Origin of the sequence: Paenibacillus sp. FSL E2-8871 (assembly GCF_038000345.1) — a bacterium.
In the GTDB taxonomy this organism is placed as follows: domain Bacteria; phylum Bacillota; class Bacilli; order Paenibacillales; family Paenibacillaceae; genus Paenibacillus_AQ.
Genome location: NZ_JBBOBV010000002.1, coordinates 15946 through 38046, shown reverse-complemented (window position 1 = coordinate 38046; position 22101 = coordinate 15946). Strand labels below are relative to the sequence as shown.

Annotated in this window: 17 protein-coding genes; 12 read left to right on the top strand and 5 right to left on the bottom strand. The window is 43.0% G+C overall.

Annotated elements, in window-relative coordinates; genetic code table 11:
- Positions 1-333 precede the first annotated feature (333 nt).
- Positions 334-2016: a methyl-accepting chemotaxis protein gene (locus NYE25_RS30995; protein ID WP_341147837.1), complete on the top strand. Its 1683-nt coding sequence runs from the start codon at positions 334-336 to the stop codon at positions 2014-2016.
- Positions 2017-2432: 416 nt separating this feature from the next.
- On the opposite strand, the gene NYE25_RS30990 is transcribed toward NYE25_RS30995, so the two are convergent.
- A complete protein-coding gene (locus NYE25_RS30990) occupies positions 2433-3320 on the bottom strand; it encodes an NAD-dependent epimerase/dehydratase family protein (RefSeq protein ID WP_341147836.1) in 888 nt (295 codons plus the stop codon).
- A 420-nt stretch (positions 3321-3740) separates the two neighbouring features.
- Positions 3741-4580: an RNA polymerase sigma factor gene (locus tag NYE25_RS30985; RefSeq protein ID WP_341147835.1), complete on the bottom strand. Its 840-nt coding sequence runs from the start codon at positions 4578-4580 to the stop codon at positions 3741-3743.
- A gap of 182 nt (positions 4581-4762) precedes the next feature.
- Between NYE25_RS30985 and clpP the strand changes: the two genes are divergently transcribed.
- Both clpP and NYE25_RS30975 read left to right on the top strand, forming a co-directional pair.
- Complete coding sequence (gene clpP / locus NYE25_RS30980) at positions 4763-5344, top strand: ATP-dependent Clp endopeptidase proteolytic subunit ClpP (protein ID WP_042186692.1); 582 nt, start codon at positions 4763-4765, stop codon at positions 5342-5344.
- An 18-nt stretch (positions 5345-5362) separates the two neighbouring features.
- Entirely contained in the window at positions 5363-5572 is a 210-nt protein-coding gene (locus tag NYE25_RS30975; RefSeq protein WP_231573413.1) for a hypothetical protein, read from the top strand.
- A 39-nt stretch (positions 5573-5611) separates the two neighbouring features.
- Here the strand turns inward: NYE25_RS30975 and NYE25_RS30970 are convergent, their stop codons facing one another.
- Positions 5612-6607: a LacI family DNA-binding transcriptional regulator gene (locus NYE25_RS30970; RefSeq protein WP_341147834.1), complete on the bottom strand. Its 996-nt coding sequence runs from the start codon at positions 6605-6607 to the stop codon at positions 5612-5614.
- Positions 6608-6879: 272 nt separating this feature from the next.
- Between NYE25_RS30970 and NYE25_RS30965 the strand changes: the two genes are divergently transcribed.
- The gene (locus NYE25_RS30965; RefSeq protein ID WP_341147833.1) at positions 6880-8601 is read left to right on the top strand and encodes a glycoside hydrolase family 13 protein; all 1722 of its coding nucleotides are present in this window, start codon (positions 6880-6882) and stop codon (positions 8599-8601) included.
- A gap of 68 nt (positions 8602-8669) precedes the next feature.
- On the opposite strand, the gene NYE25_RS30960 is transcribed toward NYE25_RS30965, so the two are convergent.
- A complete protein-coding gene (locus NYE25_RS30960; protein ID WP_341147832.1) occupies positions 8670-10556 on the bottom strand; it encodes an LTA synthase family protein in 1887 nt (628 codons plus the stop codon).
- Between the two features lie 352 nt (positions 10557-10908).
- Between NYE25_RS30960 and NYE25_RS30955 the strand changes: the two genes are divergently transcribed.
- The 4 genes from NYE25_RS30955 (at position 10909) to nspC (ending at position 15288) form a co-directional block, all read left to right on the top strand.
- Positions 10909-12399, top strand: coding sequence for an RCC1 domain-containing protein (locus NYE25_RS30955; RefSeq protein ID WP_341147831.1), 1491 nt, complete (start codon positions 10909-10911; stop codon positions 12397-12399).
- Complete coding sequence (locus NYE25_RS30950; RefSeq protein ID WP_341147830.1) at positions 12359-12649, top strand: hypothetical protein; 291 nt, start codon at positions 12359-12361, stop codon at positions 12647-12649. Before NYE25_RS30955 ends, NYE25_RS30950 begins: the two co-directional genes overlap by 41 nt.
- Before the next feature lie 293 nt (positions 12650-12942).
- Entirely contained in the window at positions 12943-14142 is a 1200-nt protein-coding gene (locus tag NYE25_RS30945; RefSeq protein WP_042126167.1) for a saccharopine dehydrogenase family protein, read from the top strand.
- 9 nt (positions 14143-14151) lie between these two features.
- Positions 14152-15288 (top strand): carboxynorspermidine decarboxylase, encoded by a 1137-nt coding sequence (nspC, locus tag NYE25_RS30940; protein ID WP_341147829.1) that lies wholly within the window; start codon positions 14152-14154, stop codon positions 15286-15288.
- Positions 15289-15337: 49 nt separating this feature from the next.
- On the opposite strand, the gene NYE25_RS30935 is transcribed toward nspC, so the two are convergent.
- Positions 15338-16861: a stalk domain-containing protein gene (locus NYE25_RS30935; RefSeq protein ID WP_341147828.1), complete on the bottom strand. Its 1524-nt coding sequence runs from the start codon at positions 16859-16861 to the stop codon at positions 15338-15340.
- 298 nt (positions 16862-17159) lie between these two features.
- Between NYE25_RS30935 and NYE25_RS30930 the strand changes: the two genes are divergently transcribed.
- The 4 genes from NYE25_RS30930 to NYE25_RS30915 all read left to right on the top strand — a co-directional run bounded on the left by NYE25_RS30930 (position 17160) and on the right by NYE25_RS30915 (position 21555).
- The gene (locus tag NYE25_RS30930; RefSeq protein ID WP_042186703.1) at positions 17160-17783 is read left to right on the top strand and encodes a deoxynucleoside kinase; all 624 of its coding nucleotides are present in this window, start codon (positions 17160-17162) and stop codon (positions 17781-17783) included.
- Positions 17780-18433 (top strand): deoxynucleoside kinase, encoded by a 654-nt coding sequence (locus NYE25_RS30925; protein ID WP_042186705.1) that lies wholly within the window; start codon positions 17780-17782, stop codon positions 18431-18433. The genes NYE25_RS30930 and NYE25_RS30925 overlap by 4 nt, the downstream gene beginning before the upstream one ends.
- A 343-nt stretch (positions 18434-18776) precedes the next feature.
- Entirely contained in the window at positions 18777-19988 is a 1212-nt protein-coding gene (locus NYE25_RS30920; RefSeq protein ID WP_341147827.1) for a collagen-like protein, read from the top strand.
- Positions 19989-20145: 157 nt separating this feature from the next.
- Entirely contained in the window at positions 20146-21555 is a 1410-nt protein-coding gene (locus NYE25_RS30915; RefSeq protein ID WP_341147826.1) for an extracellular solute-binding protein, read from the top strand.
- Positions 21556-22101 lie beyond the last annotated feature (546 nt).

Below are 22101 nucleotides of genomic sequence, written 5' to 3'. Positions count from 1 at the left end.
TCTATTGATTGATAAGGCGCCCTATGAGAAGTATTTTAGCACTTAACGTTACGTCAATTGCAATAGGATAGTTGTGAACGTGTACTCGACAAAATTTACATTTCTCATACAAAACTGTGTCCGGTATTTAATGTACAGCTTCTACAATTTAGATATTAGTAAAAAGTACCTATTGCCATATGAGGCTTTATACGGAGGATGATATTGTTGAAGGCTAGGTCTATGCATCTATCAATGAAGTGGAAGTTGATCTTGAGTTTTTCTGCGGTGGTACTATTCTTTCTAGGGGTAGCGCTATACCAAAACTATAAAATCAATCAAGTAGAAATCTCTATGGAAACACAAAAAATGGAGATGGAAAAAAGAATTACAGTATCCACCATTACTCAACTGCTTCAAGAAATGAACAGTGTGGAGACCTCTCTAGCGGGTTCTAGCGATTTAGAGTTTACCCAACCTTTTAAGGACAAGCAGACAAAGCTAATGGAAGAATTGGGTAAAGTGAAGTTTGAAGCAGATTCGCCAGCGTCTAAGGAGTTAGAACAGTTACATAATCAAGTTGGAGGATATACAGGCTATTTTGACGGATTAGTGAATACCCTAAAGGATGAGCAGCTTGATCCCATGGCCGTTCTGGAACGAATTGATGAATTACATACGAAGGCATTGGCTATGAATAAAGCTATGCTGGAGACCAATGAGAAACTATATACAGCAGCAGCAGAGAACGCAGAGAAGGCTCAAGACTATTCTTTTGATTTGTTAAATCTGACTAGTTCTATGGGGGCTTATGCAGCAATACTAGTATTCATTTTCACACTTATTATTGCTGTGATGCTTATTCGTTCCTTCCTGAACCCTATAAATAAGCTGCAAGATGCTCTACGTAAAATTGCTGAGGGAGATTTGCGGCAGCAGATTAATTCGCCATATAACGATGAGCTAGGAAGTCTGAGTCATCATTTCGACCATATGGTGTTGCGGGTACGAGAGATGCTTCAGCAGACCCAATCGGTAGCTTCTTCGCTTGCGACTTATTCGCACTCTTTTCAACAATCTTCATCGATTACCGCTCATACGAACCAAGAAATCGTAAGCACAATACAGGAGATCTCTGTAGGCGCTGAGCAGCAAGCCGGACAATCTGAGCAGAGCGCAAGCTTGATTCAGGAATTGGAACGGGAAGTTCATGAAATTACGGAATATACCGAGGTTATGCTCTCGACAAGTCAAACGGCTAATCACAATACTCGAAAAGGTTCCGAGGCCGTCATCGCTTTGCGCGAGGTATCAGAGCACTCACGTGAGTCTGTGAATAAAGTATATCTTGCTTTAACCAAATTGAGCGACCAATCGAAGGATATCTCCAGAATTACCAAATCGATCACAAACATTTCAAACCAGACCAACATTCTCTCACTAAATGCAGCGATTGAAGCAGCGCGGGCGGGAGTTTATGGGAAGGGCTTTGCTGTCATAGCAGATGAAGTGAGACAATTATCTGATCAGACCAAAGAGTCCTCCGTACATATCAGTCAGATTATTAACGAGCTGCAAGCAGGGATGGATGAATTTCAGCAATATATGCTGGAGACTAAAGGAAACCTTGAAGAGCAGGATCAAAAAGTGGCAGAAACGTTGTCGTCTTTTGAAGCGATAGATCAGTCGATCGTTGAGATTAGTAAGCAGATTGGGCAAATCCATGACAAGGTAGATATGACACAGACTATGAATCGTAGACTCGCAGAGTCTGTTCACAACGTGGCTGCCATTGCTGAGGAAACTGCGGCAGGGGTTCAGGAAGTGAATGCCTCTAGCGTACAACAGGACAACGCGATCCACGACATTGCCCGCCAAGCTGTTGAGATTAATGAGATTTCGCAAAAATTATTCAAGGAAATCAACGTCTTCAAGATTAATTCGGACATAGTAGACGAGATTATCGCTGGGGATGACAGTGACTCACCTGGCGCTGAAACGCCTGAGGAGCGCTCTTATTTGACAATCTCCGCATAGGTAGGGAGAGGTTTGCTTCTTGATCGGATGCACACATATAGGGAGTGACTTGATTAGCTAGTTCTGTAATGATAAAAGGTAGCTAAGAGGGAGACTTCTGGTTGCCTTTTTTGTGGTTAGTTGTATTTAATGCAGCTATTAAAGTTTGTGTTTTCTGCTATGAGTGTTTAATTGCACTTAGTGCAATTATTTCTACGAGAATTGGCTGTTAGTGGTGTTTAGCTAGATTTTAATTGCACAGAATACAACTAAAGTTGAACCTAAGCCTGATTGGCCTGATTTAGTTGTATAGAGTGCAATTATTTAAATATTCGCAGAGGTTTTGTACAATGAAAAAGCTGCTCTATCGTAGATGAACTCTACTTTGGAGCAGCTTTTTTGTCGTTTAGATAAATGAGGGAGGATGAGGGCGTATATTACTCGTAGGTTTTGTTCAGAGAGCTAACTAGCTCTGGGAGCCAGTTCTTTAGCTTGAGAAACTTGTACCCCGCCGACTGGGCTTTTGTCGTATCCATAAACCAGGATTGTTCAATTCCGAAGGGTGACATATGCTCGTCTGCGGTTTGCTTCTGGATGATGGCGTGTTTCTCTGTTTCTTCTGCAATCATTGTGAGAATATCCTTAATTCTAACCGTACCGTCTGAGCAAGCGTTGAACGGTCCTGTCATAGTAGAGCTACAGCCTAGCCAATATAGGAAATCAGCAGCTTCATCCGAACGGATAAAGGAGATATGTGCTTCGGGATTCGGTATACCCATAGGTAACTCATTACGGACATGCTCAATATGAAAATGAAGTCTTCGCGTATAATCATCTATTCCCAGCACAATTGGAAAGCGAACCGTGGCGACTGGAAAGCTAGCCTGCTGCATGAAGACGGCTTCAGCCTGTCTTTTTCCTTCTTGATAGGTGAAATCATTTCGCCCTCCGTGGCGGATAGGGTAAGTTTCAGGATCGAAAATGTCCTCGGTCAGCGCTTCTTCACTGAAATCATAAACGGATAAACTTGAGGTGAGGATATACCGTTCCGTTTTACCATCAAAAATCCGGCGTGCCTGATCCGCTTCGTCCGGTGAATAACAAATATTATCGAACACGACATCCCATAGTGTATCTCCTACCGCCTGAGCGAGCTCGTTTGCTTGGAAACGGTCCGCATGGATCCGTTGAACGTGATCTCCAAAGGAATCGCTAGTTTCCCCGCGTGTAAGTATTGTTACGTCGTTTATGGAATCTTGTAGCAATCGTTCAACTAACCTTTTTCCAAAAAAGCGCGTGCCGCCTAAGATAAGAATTTTCCTCATAAAATATCACTCCTAACTAACATTAATGTTTATTTATAAGTCTAATTAAAGGTTTCCATAGAAAGCAGGGGAATTGTACTTTAAAGAGTGATGAGTGGTGATGAATGAAGCATAAAGATATGTGAGGAGATTTCATTAGTGTGATTGTACTTTGTGCAATAGAATTTAAACTATATAGGACATAATTTGATTCTATTGCACTTTATACAATCAAAAGATGAGAAATCGACTTAAAAGTCACTTTTATTAAGAATCTATTGCAGATAGTGCAGTAGATTCGTTTTTGACCTAACTCACAAAACATACCTATCTCATCAAACTCATACTTTTCAAAACTAATATTTGTTCGGTTATAACGTAACGTAATGTGCTTCATTTAGCTAAGCTTACTCCAGTATTACGAAATAGCGTCACGAAAGACTAAGCCACCATCCGCATTCCTGGCTCGGAATAGTTCCAGCCCATAGAGCTGAATCCGCCAGATTGGAAAGGTTGAACGCTTTGGAAGTTTTGGCTGAACACGGCCATTAGAGTTTCTTGACTTTCATCTGCAAGGACAAGCTCAATCAACTCGGCGATTTGTCCTTGTTCATAGGCGGATGCAAGACGATTCAAGGCAATCTGTAGTTCCGTATCCTGCAGTATGGAGGGGCCGTTAGATTGAAGAAGCTCTTGTCTGACTGCAGGGAGGGCTTGGCGGGCTCGATGCAGAGCAGCTTTGATGGCTCCTTCTGTGGTGTCGAGGATTTCGGCAGCTTCGCTTCCGGAGTGCTCGAATACATCGCGGAGCAGGAACACCGCTTGCTGCAGTGGAGACAGATGTTTCTGTAAGGCTTGAAAAGCAGCCTCAATCTCAAATAAACCATATCCTGCTGCTTCCTCTGTCCGTGGTTGATCCATTTCCAGCACTCGTGACAACGTGGCTTTTCGCCGCATAATATCTGTCCAGGTATTTCTGGCAATCCGCAGGAGTAGCGCCTCAGGATTCGGATGATTCGTTAGCGAGCTGAAATTCGTACGACTTGTATGTTCTGAATTATTGTTCATTTGACTTGTATCGTTCATATCGCTCTTCAGCTTCGAATGTTTGGAAGTCTTCATATAACCCAGTGCTTTGACCCACGTATCCTGAGCCAAATCTTCGGCTTCCCACGGGGATTGTGTCAGTGTAAGGCAATACCGCTTCAGGGCCATTTGCAAAGACGTGGTATGATTCTCATCCGGTTCATGGCCGGCGCTAAGCTTCTCAAGGCTGGTCACTCTGCATAACCCCTTTTCCGGTAAAGTGCTTTCGGTTACTTCTAATAATAAACGAATGAGCTCCAAATTAAGATACGCAATAATAAAAATAATATTTTGCCCGCTTAACGTATCCTATCCATAGACTAATCCGTTTACAGGGTAGATTTCAAATAAAATAAACGGATGGAGGTCGCATACGCATGGCGTACATTCCTTATGTCATTGAACAAACGAATCAAGGGGAAAGATCCTACGATATTTATTCGCGGCTCTTAAAGGACCGAATTGTGTTTGTAGGGGCGGAGATTGAGGATCAATTAGCGAATAGTGTTGTTGCCCAATTGCTGTTCTTATCAGCTGAGGATCCAGATAAAGATATACACATGTATATCAATAGTCCAGGGGGCTCCGTAACAGCGGGATTAAGTATTTATGACACAATGCAGCTCATTAAACCGCAAGTAAATACGATCTGCACAGGTATGGCGGCTTCCTTTGGTTCACTTCTATTGTTAGCTGGGGCTAAAGGTAAACGTTATGCGCTGCCGAATAGTGAGATTATGATTCACCAGCCACATGGTGGTGCGCAGGGGCAGGCCAGTGATATTGCGATTAGAGCCAAACGTATTTTGAAGCTACGGGAAGTGCTTGTCCAGATTACAGCGGACCGAACCGGACAGACGGTGGAGAAGGTACAACAAGACATGGATCGGGATTATTTCATGTCAGCCGAGGAAGCAGTGGAGTACGGGATTATCGACAAAGTTATCACAAATCTGTAAGTCGAAGGAGTGAAGTGAATGATGCTGGAAGCTTTGCAGGGCAAAGAGGTAACCATTTATTTTGTAGATGGCTCTAACGCTAGAAAAGGCATTTTGGAAACGGTAACTGAGAAGTTTATTAAATATCGGACAGAATTCGAGGAGCTTTATATTCCCATGACATCCGTCTGTTCCATCACACTAGATACTAAAGGACGGGAACGCGCCCGTGTAGGATTTACACAATAACCATTATCAGATATAAAAATAGGGTTAGGGAAGCTTTCCCTAACCCGTACTTTCACGAATTGCCAAATAATGAGCAACATTTGCATGATGCTGAATACCAGTCTCCCCTTTAATCAGCTTGATTAAAGTTCGGGTAGCAGTCATTCCAATCTCCGTTCCGGAGTATTCCACCGAGGACAGCTTGGGACGAACGACAGAAGCGATAAAGCTATTATCGAATCCGAACACCGCAACATCCTCTGGCACCCGAATACCGTTATCGATCAGAAAATTCATAGCCCCTACAGCTATCCAATCTGTGGAGCAAAAAACCGCAGTAGGTAGTTCCCCGCTATCCTTAATCCGGCGCATAGCATCACTTCCATCTTCTACGGCCATTCCACTTTCTACTACCCATTCTTCTCTTAAGGTAATGCCTGCATCCATAAGTGCTTGTTGATAGCCGCGATATCGATCGCCACCCACTGCATTATCTCCAGATACCCGGATCATGCCGATACTTCTATGTCCTTTTTGAATCAGATAAGTAACGGCTTCATAGGAGGCGGTAACATTATCCAGATGGACAGAAGGGATCGAATCAATCTGAGATTGTTCTCCAACTAACACGCAAGGTGACCCGGATTTCTGGATAATCTCCAAGTGCTCCTTACTCGGAACCGAGCCTACATATATATAACCCTCAGTCCCCATATGATGGAATAAGTTCAAATAATGAAGTTCACTATTAACACTTCCGTCTGTTAACCCGACCAAAACATCATAACCATATAGCTCGGCGAGATCACGTATGCCAATATTGAAATCATCAAGCACGGTATTACTGTTCTGCGGAATAATGACACCAATCAGAGGTGTATCCGGTCTACCTGCATCTGAAGCGATGACATTAGGACGGTAATTCATTTGTTTCATGACTTCCAATACACGCTTACGAACTTCCTCGTTTACCGGTTTGCTGTTATTGACAACCCTTGATACGGTAGCTATTGAAACGTCAGCCATTTTGGCTATATCTTTAATTTTTACCTTCAAGAATATCACCATAACTTTCCAATCTTGTATTCGTTCTAGAATATATCGCAAGCATATCACGGATAGCTTCAAGAATCCAAAAGATTGTTATTGACCAGGAAAATAAAAGATCCTATAATGATCGCATAGGAAAATAATTTCCTTAAGTAAACCCTAAATAGATAGTTTTTTAGTCGATAATCTTAAGTTTTATTATGAAAATCACTAATTTGTGAATTAAATAGGAAAATATTTTCCTAAGAGGGTATATGAATACGAAGGAGCTGCATACATTGAACAGAACATGGTGGAAAGAAGCCACAGCGTATCAAATTTACCCACGGAGCTTTATGGACAGCAATGGCGATGGTGTTGGAGATCTGCAGGGAGTAATCTCAAAACTTGATTACTTACAGGACCTTGGCATTAATGTCATTTGGATTTGTCCTATTTATAAATCCCCGAACGATGATAATGGATATGATATTTCGGATTACCAGGATATTATGGCGGAGTTCGGCAGTATGGCTGATTTCGATCAGCTATTAAGCGAGGTTCATGCGCGGGGCATGAAGCTGATTCTGGATCTTGTCATTAACCATACTTCAGACGAACACCCTTGGTTTGTTGAAGCGCGTTCAAGCAAGGATAATGCTAAACGTGATTATTATATTTGGAGAGATCCTAAGGACGGAAAGGAACCGAATAACTGGGAGAGTATTTTCAGCGGTTCGATCTGGGAGTTTGACCCTGCTACAGAGCAATATTTCATGCATGTATTCTCCAAAAGACAGCCTGACCTCAACTGGGAGAATCCTGAAGTACGTCAGGAATTATACGGTATGGTCAATTGGTGGCTAGATAAAGGGATCGACGGCTTCCGAGTGGATGCTATCTCACATATTAAGAAAATCCCAGGTCTTCCTGATCTGCCAAATCCAGATAATCTTCCGTTCGTTTCGTCCGGTGCAGGTCATATGAATAGGGAAGGAATTCACGATTTTCTTCAGGAGCTGAAAGAGGAAACATTTGATCGTTATGACATTATGACAGTTGGTGAAGCGAGTGGTGTTAGTGTCGATCAAGCGGAAATGTGGGTAGGCGAGGAGCAGGGCAAATTCAATATGATTTTTCAATTCGAGCATTTAGCACTTTGGAATAAGAGTGTTACGGGTGGCTTGGATGTTCTGCAGCTGAAATCAGCACTTTCCCGTTGGCAAAAAGGTCTTGAGGGTAGAGGCTGGAATGCATTATTTATTGAGAATCATGACCAACCGCGTTCAGTTTCCACTTGGGGAAATGATGGTGAGTATTGGAAGGCATCGGCCAAATCGCTGGCTACGATGTATTTCCTAATGCAAGGAACACCGTTTATTTATCAAGGTCAAGAAATTGGGATGACTAATGTGCGATTTGATTCCATGGATGATTATGATGATGTGGCGATGAAGAACCTGTATCGTTTAGAGACAGAAGCCGGAAAATCACATGAAGAAGTCATGGAGGTTATCTGGAAGAACGGCCGCGACAATTCTAGAACGCCAATGCAATGGGATGACTCTGAGAACGCTGGTTTCAGTAGCGGCAAGCCTTGGATGAAGGTCAATCCTAATTTCACGGAGATCAATGTGGAGCGTGCGAAGCAGGACCCTGATTCCATCTATCATCATTATAAAAAGCTAATCGCACTTCGGGCCGCTAATCCTATTACCGTTTATGGAACCTATGATTTGATCCTGCCTGAGGATGAACGAATCTACGCTTATACTCGTACACTTGGCAATGAGAAATTGCTGGTCATGTCAAACCTGACTTCAGAGGAAGCGCTGTTCGACCTTCAGTTTGATTTGGAATTTGACTCCAGTGAGTTGCTGTTGAATAACTATGAAGTTGACCCTGCCGAGAAGATCGAGACGGTGGCATTACGCCCTTACGAATCTCGTGTGTATATGCTGGTTAACGCACCTGTAGAGAAAGAGGCAATTCTTGAGAGTGTGCCTGCAACAACGGTTTAATTATTTTAATAAACGCAAGAATGCCCTTCGGCCAATGGCTGAAGGGCATTCTTTTTATTAAATATCAATTATTTGCTCTGTTCGCCATCATCCGTAGAAGACAAATCCGGCCGTTGCAGAATATAACTATTAGACATATTCAGAAGCCGCTGAACGGCATCAAATTGCGCTTGTGTCGAACCGCCCTCAGTGTCAGATCCGTCGATTAGGTTGTAGTTATTTCCATCATCGTAATCGACACCAGTCAAGTACAAGCTTGTGTCATTAATAAAAGAACCAGTAGGAAGAAAATGTCTAACAGGTAGCAGATTGGTCTGTTGATTCATCAGATCTTCTCCGAAGTGGAGCTGGTCCTTCATAGAAATCCCTAACAGATTAGCTACAGTTGGTAAAATGTCAATCTGACCGCCAGTTTGGGTATACACAGTAGGCTGGTCTATGCCCGGGGCATGAACTATTAAAGGAACGTTGAACATATCGGTATATCCATACTCGTGTCCGACCATTTCCTCCATTAATGATTTCTCATTGCCGTCAAGGGAATACAGGGATACACCTTGATGATCTCCGTAGAAGACAATCACGCTATCGTCCCATAACCCGCTGGACTTCAGCTCGTCTAGAAATTGTCCCATGGCGTAATCCGCATAATTTTGGGCTAATATATAGTCGCCGACTAAGGTCCCTTCGTACCGTTTAGGCAACGTCATCTTAAATTTAGATTCTGGCATTTTATAAGGGTGATGAGCACTCATAGAAATGACCATCGCGTAAAAAGGATCGTCTTCCGCATCCATTTTGACTAATTCAGGAACGGTCTTGGCATACAGCACCTCATCGGAAGATCCGAATGCAATATGATCATCATCTCCATAGAAGGACTGATCGTAGTATTTATCAAAGCCTAGCACCTTGTATAAGGTTTTGCGGTTCCAGAATTCTACGCTATTGGTGTGAAAGGTGGCCGTGTTATATCCATTAGCTTTCATCAGCTTGGGCAGACTTGGAAGTTCCTTAGTCATATAGTTGGACGAAGTGGCTACTTCGTGATGAGGAACATAGAGAGAGGTGTTCACTACAAACTCAGCATCCGATGTTGTTCCTTGCCCCGCATTTGTATAGAAGTTATTGAAATAATGTTCGCTTGAAATAAGTTTATTTAGATTGGGAGTTACTTCCTGTCCGTCAATGCTTAAGCCAAGCAGGAAATTCTGAAAAGATTCCATTTGCACTACAATGAGATTTTTACCTTGAGCCGCTGCCCAATACTTTGGAGAGACTTGCTCCGTAATCCCCTTTGTAGCGTCCACAGACTGCTGCGTAATTTCTTCGCTGTCGATCATTTCTTTCTTTTCTGTGGTGTCGGCAAAAATGGTATATACCTCGTAATTGAGAATCCCCATACTCTCTGCCTTTTTGTTGTCGTTCATACTGGCATGATTCGGCCAAATATTAAAGACACAGATCGCAAGTGAAACACTGATGATCCCAAGTAAGGCGGTTCGGTTCATACGCCGGTTCATGCCTCTTTCTTTCCAGATCGCAATATACTTTGGACGGAACATAAAGAACATGAAGACTACAATATCCACAAAAATGAACAAATAGTAAGGATCCAACAAGGAGTATGTGCTTTCTCCGACCTTGGTTACCTTATCTGCCTGTTGCAAAGCATGGTAAGTGGCAATTACGCCGTAATATTTGTAATACATCAGGACGGCAAAATAAATTACTGAAATTAATAAGTTCGCAATCATGTAATACAGAAACTTCCGTTTGGAAGCCATCCACTCAATGAGTCCAAAGACGATAAAGAAGAACGGAATCTCTGTGAGCAGCATGCTCCAATTAGGGCCGTCACTAAATACTACGAACCAGGCCACTGCGCATTTTAAGAGCAGGATGAAGCTAAAAATTAGAAAGGGCTTATTTTTTATTTGAAAATCTTTTTTCACTCGTAATCATCCTCTCTGGTGCAAAACACACTAAAATCCTGCATAACTCTGTATGTTGTGGGAATCCGTTGCAATATGCCGATGCTTATTATGCTCTTGAAGTTTTAGTGTGTCAAAAGACGGACGAGAGACCTAGAGCGCAGCAACAAGCGATTTATGCCATATAAACAGTTAAAATCAGCTTCAATCCTAAACTACAGGTTAAAGCGTATAAATTGATTTGAAAAATTACAGTTTCTCGCAACTTTACATAATATTCCACAGTCTATATAAGAAGATTGAATACAGTGGGGGTCTCTATTGTTGCAGATCAACAGTTTGACCCTACCGATTCTAAAAGGAGTGATCTTAAGTGGGAAGACAAATTTCAAGCATTAAAATTCAGATAAGACGAATAGGTATTGTAGTTGTTGGGGCAGCTATTATCCTAGCTACAGCCTCACCATTATTCGTAAGAGCGGAAAGTGTTGTGAATTTCCCGGATGAAAAGAAGTTATTGTCTGGCATCACAGGACTGGATGCGGGGGATAGAAGCGCTTATGCCATCACTGCGGATGGAACATCCTGGGCTTGGGGTGGTGGATACGGCTCTATTGGTAATGGGGCAACCACACCAGCGTATACTCCAGTCAAAATGCGCATCGATCATGTTAAGCAAGTTTCAGGTGGCTACCGTCATAATTTGATGTTGAAAGATGATGGAACAGTGTGGGCAGTAGGGGGGAACGAACATGGACAACTTGGCACTGGAGCGCAGTCCTCGACAGTCCTTCTAGAGCCGGTTCAAGTGAAGGGGCTAACGGATGTGATTTCTGTTTCAGCAGGAGACACATTTAGCATAGCGCTTCGCAAAGACGGAACGGTATGGGCGTGGGGAGGCAATGAGCAAGGAGAACTCGGTGATAATTCGGGGAAAAACGGGCTAACACCGGTGCAGGTGAAAGGACTACCCTCCATTTTAGCTATAGCTGCAGGATCGAATAATTCAGTGGCACTTGGGAACGGCGGAGAGGTGTGGGTATGGGGCTCATCTAAAACTAGAGGCATTAAAAAGGATGCGGTTCTAAAGCCTACCCTACTTAAAGGCGGCGGGGAGTATAGAGCTGTTGATACTGATGGGTGGAATGGAGTAGCTTTGAGATGGGATGGTACCGTTTGGTTATGGAATAATTACACAGATATGAATCCGGGCGGAACTTTACAGCCGATTCAGATTCCAGGACTCACTGATGTCGTATCGATGACAACGGACTCTGCAGTAAAAGCCGATGGAACCGTATGGCAGTGGAGAGTTGGCGATAAGAATAAGATGAATGTTAAACAGATTAGTGGTATTCAAAATGCAGTTTCGATTACCAGCGGGAACAGAAATCATTATGTGCTCTTAAAAGACGGTCATGTTCTTGCATGGGGAACGAATGAATTTGGACAGACTGGGTTGGGGGTTAGAGATTTTATGATTGACACGCCTCAGCCCGTGAAGAAATCGATACAGGTCCTGTTGAACAATAGTGAAATGGATCTGACTATGCCTCCTTTACTGCTCAACAATTCTACTTACGTTCCTTTAAGAGGAATATTTCAGCAAATGGGAGTGGATGTACGTTGGGACGTTCCTTCGAGATCAGTTATTGCCGTGAAGGAATCTACATCTACTACGCTGATCTTAAATTCGATTAATGGACAAACGACAGTGAATGGAAAAGTAATAGCCACAGATCAAAAGCCAGTCTTTATTAATGATAGTGTATATGTACCTTTAAGATTGGTGAGTGAAATGTTAGGCGCTAAGGTAGAATGGGATGCCGAAGCTTACGCTGTTCAAATCCATTCAAACCAATAAAAAACAGCTCGAAATTCTTAATCATGATGCTGATGAATATTGGATCAATGGGACAACGTATAATAACCCCAATGATCATTCAATTAGGATCTTGAAACGGATGGGCATAGGAACAACGGTAATATTGGGACAAAAACGGGTAAGAGTATACATTACGGCCCTCTTTATATTCATTGCAGTGCTGTTGATCGGAACTGGTGAATGGCCGTTCAGGATGCCACTGAAACTGAACGTCTCTACGCGGATTTGAAAGGGTGGTGAGGTTTCTCATTGAGTTTAAAATAAACGTATGAAGTAGCCCCTTCTTGTGATAGAATAATCTAGTTGTCCAAGTTTCCGGAAATTTACTCCATTCCAGCGATTTTCATTAGATATATAGGTGGATAATCGAGGAAATATGAGCATTCAAGAGTATTAACAAGAATCCTTGAAGATTTTACACAATAAACATCAATTTTTGTCGGTTTTTATTGATTTATTCAAAAATATTATGTATAATCAGCCTTGTTGATTTTGCAAATGGAATTTTAGGAGGTTTTTATTTTGGGAAAAGCGTTAATTATTGGCGCTGGCGGTGTTTCCAGTGTTGTTGTTCACAAATGCTGCCAGAACCCGGATGTATTTGAAGAGATCTGCATAGCTAGCAGAACTGTCGCGAAATGTGACGCTCTGAAAGATAAATTAGCCGGAGGCCGCACGAAGATTTCTACTGCTCAGGTCGATGCAGATAATACGGACGAAGTCATTGAACTGATCAAGAGCTTTGAGCCGGATGTCGTTATTAATGTCGCTCTCCCATATCAGGACCTGACAATCATGGATGCGTGCCTGGCAACAGGAGTGCACTATGTGGATACTGCCAATTATGAACCACAAGATACAGCGAAATTTGAATACTCTTGGCAGTGGGCTTACAAAGAAAGATTCGAAAAAGCAGGCCTTACCGCGTTGCTTGGTAGTGGATTTGATCCAGGTGTAACGGGCGTGTTCACAGCTTACGCTCAAAAGCACTATTTTGATGAGATTCATACCATTGATATTGTAGACGCCAATGCTGGTGATCACGGATATCCATTTGCAACAAACTTTAATCCTGAAATCAATATTCGTGAAATTACAGCCAATGGCCGCTATTTCGAGAATGGCGAGTGGATTGAAACTGCACCGCTTTCCGAGAAAAAAGTATACGATCTTCCGGAAATTGGACCAAAAGATATTTATCTTTTGTATCATGAAGAATTAGAGTCTTTGGCCGTTAACATCAAGGGTGTAAAGAAGATCCGTTTCTGGATGACCTTCTCGCAGAATTACCTGACTCACTTGAAAGTGCTTGAGAATGTGGGCATGACTTCTATCGAGCCTATCATGTATGAAGGAAAAGAGATCGTTCCTCTGCAATTCTTGAAGGCTATTTTACCGGACCCAGCTTCTTTGGGACCAAGAACAAAAGGAAAAACGAACATTGGATGTATCATCCAAGGAACTAAAGACGGAAAGCCAAAAACTTATTATGTATATAATGTTTGCGATCATGAAGAGTGCTATGCAGAGGTTGGCTCCCAAGCCATTTCCTACACTACAGGCGTTCCTGCAATGATCGGAGCGATGTTAATTATAAAAGGTATCTGGAAGAAGCCGGGCGTATTCAACGTCGAAGAGTTCGATCCAGATCCATTCATGGAAGCTTTAAATAAACATGGTCTGCCTTGGCAAGAAGATTTCTCGCCAACGCTGTTAGACTAAGGCGCGATAATGGATATAGATATCAGCGCGGTCCCGTCACCATGTTACCTTGTAGATGAAAGATTGCTTACACGTAATCTTGAGATTATGAATTCTGTACAGGAACGCACTGGAGCAAAGATTTTGCTCGCGCAAAAAGGCTTCTCCATGCATTCCTTGTATCCGTTAGTTGGGAAGTACTTGCATGGTGTAACCTCAAGCTCCTTGTTCGAAGCCAGACTTGGCTATGAAAAGATGGGCAAAGAGGTTCATGTGTACGCACCAGCTTATATAGATAGTGAGTTTGATGAGCTCCTTGGATACTCCGATCACATTGTGTTCAATTCTTTTGACCAGTGGAATCGATTCAAGGATCGCGTTAAGAATGCACCGAAGCACATCAGCTGCGGCATTCGAGTGAATCCGGAATATTCCGAGATCGAAGTTCCGTTGTATGATCCGTGCTACAATTATTCCAGAATGGGAGTAACTCTCCCTAACTTCAGACCGGAAGAGCTTGAGGGCATTGATGGACTACACTTCCATACAATGTGCGAACAGAATTCGGATACACTTGAGCGTACGCTCAAGGTAGTCGAAGAGAAGTTCGGACCTTATCTCAAAGGAATGAAATGGCTTAATTTCGGTGGCGGTCATCATATTACACGCCCTGATTATGATCTGGAGACCCTGGTGAAGTGTATTCTACACATGAAAGAGACTTACGGTGTGGAAATCTATCTGGAGCCGGGAGAGGCAGTAGCTCTCAATACCGGATATCTGGTAGCTACCGTTCTTGATGTGATGCATAACGGAATGGACATTGCGATTCTCGATACCTCGGCAGAGTGCCACATGCCGGACGTACTGGCTATGCCGTACCGTCCGAACATTATCGATGCTGGACAATCTGGGGAATTTCCTTATACGTACAGATTAGGTGGAATGACTTGCCTAGCGGGAGACGTTATCGGAGATTATTCCTTCAAGGAGCCTTTGAAATACGGAGACAGACTCGTATTCCTTGATATGGCCCATTATTCTATGGTGAAGAACCATATGTTTAACGGTGTGAATCTGCCTTCCATTGTTAGTTACAATGAAGAAGAGGGAATCAAAGTGATCAAACAGTTCGCTTTCGAAGATTTCAGCGAACGTTTATCTTAAGATTAATAAAAAGGTGTCCCGTGATGGGACACCTTTTTTTGATTACTCGTTATTGCATTGTGATGGCGATGCGCTCCTCCTGTGGGAGCCACTCAACATTTGCTCCGAGTTGCTCACTTATAAAGCGAAGTGGCAGATACATCGAACCGTTTACGATGAAGGGCAGTGTAGGAAGATTTACGGTTTTATTGTTCACCATTGTCGCTCCAGTTACACCGTTAATACTGATGGCGAGAGCCGGTTTATCTGTAGCGGTTCGTGTGATCATAATTTGTTTATCTATTGTTTTCGCAGCTGTAATGTTCTCTTTATAGGTAATTGTGGCTCCTAATTTTTCGAACAGTGATCGAAGCGGGACGAAATTTTGTCCGTTTCGAGTAATAACTCCATTTGAGAGTGGGATAGATTCTCCGTTTAAGGAGATCGAAATAGGCTTTTGCACTGGAACGGGCCCGGCATGGCTGAATTCATAGTCGCCATAGCCCAGCTGTGCGTCCTTATTGACGCCCCAGCCCCAGAGTGAGCCGTCTTTCTTTTGCATGATGATATGTCGTCCGCCTTTCTTTAGGCTACTTACTTCTTTTTCGAAAAATGTAAATTTTGAATCTACGGGCATCATTTCGTTTTCAATAGAAGTTTGATAGACGTTTCCTTCCCCGGTTAATGCAACAATAGAGCGCTCTACGATGTAAGCATCAACTACATTCTTGATCCCTTTTAGAAGAATCGGTGGTTGTTCATGATAGGTTGTTCCGTCTGAAGAACCTGTAATGGTAGCGCCCCAGAACCATAATTGAGAGGCCCCATCAATGGCTAATAGGCTGTTCTGATTTCCTTTTAAACTTTTAATATTACTGATTCCCTTGAGAGGGGTCGCAGATAGATCTATTGGAGCTCCTTGGTTCTTGTAATAATCTTGGACTGGCCAACTCCATATGGAGCCGTCCTTCTTAAGTGCAAGATTGTTTTTGATTTGAATAATATCCGTTAAATTCTGGATGGTTTCGAAGCTTTCGAAGTCATCGCGTGTAGTAGAAACAGTTCCATCTTTCTTTAAGAACACGTAACGTGTCCAGCTCTTATGAAGATCAGACTCATAGTAACCGCCCACAGCTGCCACGTTATCGACGCCGGAAACCGGTGTGAAGGCGGAGGTAGTGAGTCCATCGGATGAAAGGGGGGCGCTTAGAATCGTCCCGTCTCCCTTAAGGGCTATCGTTCTATTTCCCGTCATGAACATATCGACCAGATTGTCTAGCTCTTGAACGGGGGTCACTTTAACAGCTTCAGAATATGCCGATGTTCTCCATTGCCAGACCGAAAGGTCTTTCTTCATTACATATTGGGAACCAAAGTATGCTTGTACCTCATTCAGGTCATGGATTTGCGTAGGGACGGAGCGATTACCGCCCCATACCCAGAAGGAACCATCTGTTTTGGTCAGATAATCCGCGCCATACGAAGTGAGGTTGGTAGTCGTGGTTGTGTTCTCTGCAGCTGCAGCTGCGCTTACGTTACAGGCGAGGCTTAATACTAGAAGAGCACTAACCATGCTGATCCATTTTTTTTTCATAGGAATACCTCTCTTTTTCTTATTAGATAAATTTGATATGTTCACGATATAATCCATTATCTTACATTTAGACGCTAGAACTACTGGAAAAGTTTCTTCATATTTACCCACTCACAAGAAAGGTCTCATGTGATACAATAATTTAGTCTGTTTTTTAAAAAATGAAAGTATAAGTTTCACACTATACTTTATCCTTATATTTCTCGCTTACACACTTACCGTCCTTATAAGGACGCCGAAGGCGTTTATGCTTGATTAGCTATTGAAAGGTTCGTATCTGAGGAGGAAGTCAGCGTCAATGAGACATGCACCGTTTATTGCAGTGGAAGGCCCAATCGGGGCTGGAAAAACAACATTAGCGTCTATGCTAGCAGAGGAGTTAAATTTACCGATCATTAAAGAGATTGTCGATGAGAATCCGTTTCTAGCTAAATTTTATGAGAACATGGACGATTGGAGCTTTCAACTGGAGATGTTTTTTCTCTGTAATCGGTATAAACAGCTTGAAGATACAGTTACACAATACATAGATAAAGGGATCCCGGTCATTTCGGATTACCATATTTATAAGAACCTGATCTTTGGAGAACGAACGCTGAATGGAACGAAACGTGAAAAGTATCGGCAAATTTATCATGTGCTTACGGATGACCTGCCAAAGCCAAATATTATCCTCTATATTAAAGCCAATTTAGATACGTTATTAACAAGAATTGAAAAACGTGGGCGGCCCTTTGAAGAGGGGATGGATACTGCATATTTGGAGCAATTAATTAAGGATTATGATGACGCGATGGCCGCTCTTGCCATTCAGGAGCCTTCGACCGTAATTATTACCATTGATGGAAATGCAGTCGATTTCGTGGAGAATCCAGAACACTTCACTGAAATTGTCTCTTATATAAAGGAGCTAATGAAATGAATTCATATCATATCCCGGAAAATGCCATAATTACCGTAGCTGGAACTGTCGGGGTGGGGAAATCCACTTTAACAGGCGCCTTGGCCAAAAGACTTAATTTTCAAACCTCGTTAGAGCAGGTCGATCACAATCCTTATCTCGAAAAGTTCTATCATGATTTTGAGAGATGGAGCTTTCACTTGCAAATCTATTTTCTTGCTGAACGTTTCAAAGAGCAGAAGAAGATGTTCGAACTCGGCGGTGGTTTTGTTCAGGACCGTTCCATCTATGAAGATACCGGTATTTTTGCGAAAATGCATGCAGATCAAGGTACAATGTCCAAAACAGATTATGAAACCTACACTAGCTTGTATGAAGCTATGGTTATGACGCCATACTTCCCGCACCCTGATGTGCTGATTTATATCGAAGGCAGCCTGCCTTCCATCCTGACTCGAATTAATGAACGTGGCCGCGAGATGGAAATTCAAACGGATGTTTCCTACTGGGAACATATGCATGGCAGATATTCGAAATGGATCAACGAGTTTACAGCTTGTCCAGTGCTTCGTTTGAACATTGATGATTATGATGTAAATGATGAGACTTCGATGTCTGATATTCTTGTGAAGGTGGGCAATGCGATTCGTAAGCCTGCTGATAAAATATAATAATTAATGGTTAGAAGCCCCCGGGATTTGGGGGCTGTTTTTTTATGAAATCAGAAAGCGAATTAAGCGATATAAACTGAGTTTGAGGGATGATTTGTAAAAATAAAAAAAGACCCAAATCATAGATATGGGTCTAATAGGGAAATGTCAGTTGTCCTAGTGATAAAATACGAAAAACAATACAAATTGGTGTGGACATTGTAATCTACTCAAGGGCCAGCCCCTATTTTTATAGCCCTTTTTTATAGAAATAGGTTCCAGTCTAATAGAAACTAGTTATTGGTCCATGTCCAAAATTAATAAGATGCGTACACTGAACTATCTTTATAGGGAGGTGTACGTATTGAGTTGTCCAGATGATAAAAAGTGTCATAAGAAAAAAATCGCCACTGTATTTCCTTCGAAAAGAAAAAGAAAAGAACATCGTCGAAAAGTTATTAAGAAGATTGTAAAAGTCACATGTCCTCCGCCCGAAGTAAATGTTACCACTCCAACAGTCGTTGGTGCTACAGGACCTCAAGGAGCACAAGGAATCCAAGGAGTACAAGGGGCCCAAGGAGTACCAGGACCCCAAGGAGCACGAGGAATCCAAGGAGCAGAAGGACCTCAAGGTCCCGCCGGTGGGCCCCCAGGACCCCAAGGACCGCAAGGTCAACCTGGTCCAGCGGGAGCAATAGGTCCACAGGGTGTAGCGGGACCCGTTGGTCCTCAGGGTGCACAAGGAGCCGTAGGTCCTCAGGGACCGCAAGGTTTACCTGGTCCTGCAGGAGCAATAGGACCACAAGGTTTTGTGGGAGCAACCGGATCGACTGGAGCGGCTGGAGCACCTGGGGTACCGGGAGCACCCGGAGCGGCAGGAGCACCAGGAGCAACCGGAGCGGCAGGAGCACCCGGAGCGGCAGGAGCACCAGGAGCAACCGGAGCAACCGGGGCACCAGGAGCAGCCGGAGCGCCAGGGGTAGCGGGAGCAACCGGAGCAACTGGAGCACCAGGAGCACCAGGAGCACCAGGAGCGCCGGGAGCAGCAGGAGCAACCGGAGCACCAGGAGCACCAGGAGCGCCGGGAGCGCCGGGAGCAGCAGGAGCAACCGGAGCGGCAGGAGCAACCGGAGCGACCGGAGCAGCAGGAGGAGTATTAGGTTTTGCTGATTTTTTTGCCCTGATGCCCCCTGATAATGCAGCAACTGTAGCACCGGGCACAGACGTGAGTTTTCCTCAAGATGGCCCTACCAGCGGGACGACGATTGCACGAACGGGTCCTAGTTCTTTTAACTTAGCAGCAATAGGGACTTATCAGGTATTATTTCAGGTTAGTGTAACCGAAGCAGGCCAACTCATCTTGACTCTTAATGGCGCAGATCTGGCCTATACGGTAGTTGGACGTGCGACAGGTACATCAGAGATCGTAGAAATGGCAATAGTGCAAACAACGGTCATTAACACCATACTGACAGTTCGGAATCCTGCTGGTAATTCAACTGCACTTACTATTACTCCTCTCGCTGGAGGAACAAGATCTGTTTCAGCACATCTCGTTATTACACAATTAGCATAGCGAAATCTCTTGCGTATAGATAATTTGGAAGTTTGCCACCTTAATTAGGTGGCTTTTCTTATGGCATTTGCTGGTATTTTTATTTGACTTCAAATCAGAGTTGACGCAAAATAAGAAGGAGATGATGTAAATTTGAATTTTTCGGGGAGAATTGTACATGAATAATAAATCAGGTCGTCATTCCTTCCGAGAGCGACTGGATCATATGGTGGGTAAGCTTCGTACGGATATCCTAAGTGGAGTGCTACAGCCAGGTGCTTATCTGCCAGCAGAGAGTATGCTAGCCAAGCAATTTGAGTTAAGCAATAAATCGGTCAGAAGAGGGCTGGATGTGTTAGTCCAAGAAGGCCTTATCGTCAAAATCGACCGTGTCGGAAGCAAGGTTATGGAGTCCGTGCAGGAGAGAATCCGTATTCATTTTGGCTGCAGTGCCTCGCTGTCCAAGGACTTTCTGCTGGATGATCTAATTGGTGAATTTCATCGACTGCATCCCGGTATTCATATTCTTCCGCTGGCGCTGAATGATTTTGACCATGTGAATTCTGCCGTAGAGATGATCAATAATGGGATGCTTGATGCCGTATCTCTGAATAGCACGCAATTTCAGGAAATGGCTGAAAATGGCTCGGCTGAGCTGCTGGAATCGCTTGATCCTGATCCTGAATTATATCCAATCGCGACAGAAGCTTTCTATCATGAAGAACAGTTGTATGCTTATCCGATTTCCTTCTCCCCCGTGGTGCTGTGCTACAACAAGGCTCATTTTCGGGAAGTGGATCTTCCTGAGCCGGATAGCTATTGGACCTGGGATGACTTAATTGAGGCGGCTCGTCAGTTGGCAGAGAAACGTGGACGCCATGCTATTTATTTTGTGCCTGCTTCCGAGAACCGTTATTCTGTATTCCTGCTGCAGAGCGGGATTCAAACCGTGGCAGACGGGACCGAACACCGTACACTTAGTCCGGAGACGGCAAATAGTCTCAGTGTGTATAGCCGGCTCGTGAACAACCATCAGATTTTCCCTAAATATCTTGCTGGCAATCATGAAGATGAGACGATCTCCTTGTTTGTTCAAGAACAAGTTTCCATGATTCTGACGACATTTTTTAATTTAAATGAATTCAAGGAATTAACACTGGACTATGATCTTGCGCCGTTACCTAGGCTAAAAACAAAAGATCCACAGAAGACGCTGCTAGTGACGATCGGAGCGGCTGTAGTCGGAAATTCAAGACAAAAGGAAGCGGCTCGTCAATTCGTGAACTTCCTTGCATCCGTAGAAGCACAGAAAATTATCCGGGAACGCACAGTGAGCATTCCAGCTCGAAAGCGGATCGCTGAGATGAGCACTACGGATCATTTGAATCGTCCTTCGAGATATCTGATGTACAGAGAGTTATTTCCAACCTTCTCCTACCTTAGAGATTTAGGGCTTCCCATAGCCGTTCTAAAAAGCTTTCGTAAATTGTTGAACGCTTATTGGTCAAAGATGATTGATGAGGAAACGCTTCATGAGGAATTGAGTCTCTTAATTTCGGAACAGGATGATACCGAGCAGAAGCTTTGAAAGGTGCTTTTCTGCGATGGATGTTCTTGGTAGAATAAATGAAACGCGTGATAATGGTGCTGGTGGGCCATTATTACGCATTTTTTTCAAAAAAAAGAAAGTTTAAGTTGCGCGCTATATCTTATCTATATAAGATCAGAGTCGGCTTATTTGAAGCGTCTAAATGCAGGTTTTTTTGTAAGCGTTTTCTATTAAATTTGAGGGATTTCAACATTTTGCGACAGGTACATGTTATATAAGATCACACTTATTAGAGATATTTCTTATTATTATATTGACATCATGTAGGCTGGAAAATATAATAAAATACATCAGATATATATCAGATTAGCGAAATAAGAGATCTGATACTCTGAAATGTAAATCAAAAAGAAGTCAGAACAGATGTTTTCGTCTAATTAAAGTAGAAAAAAGGCAGTTGAAAGGAGGATATCCCCTATAAAAGGTAATTTTCAGAGTGATGACTCATTTAAAAATTTATTAATGTATCGTTGATTCCTTCTGATTGATGTTAGTGAATATATCATAATGATTATCTTATTTTTT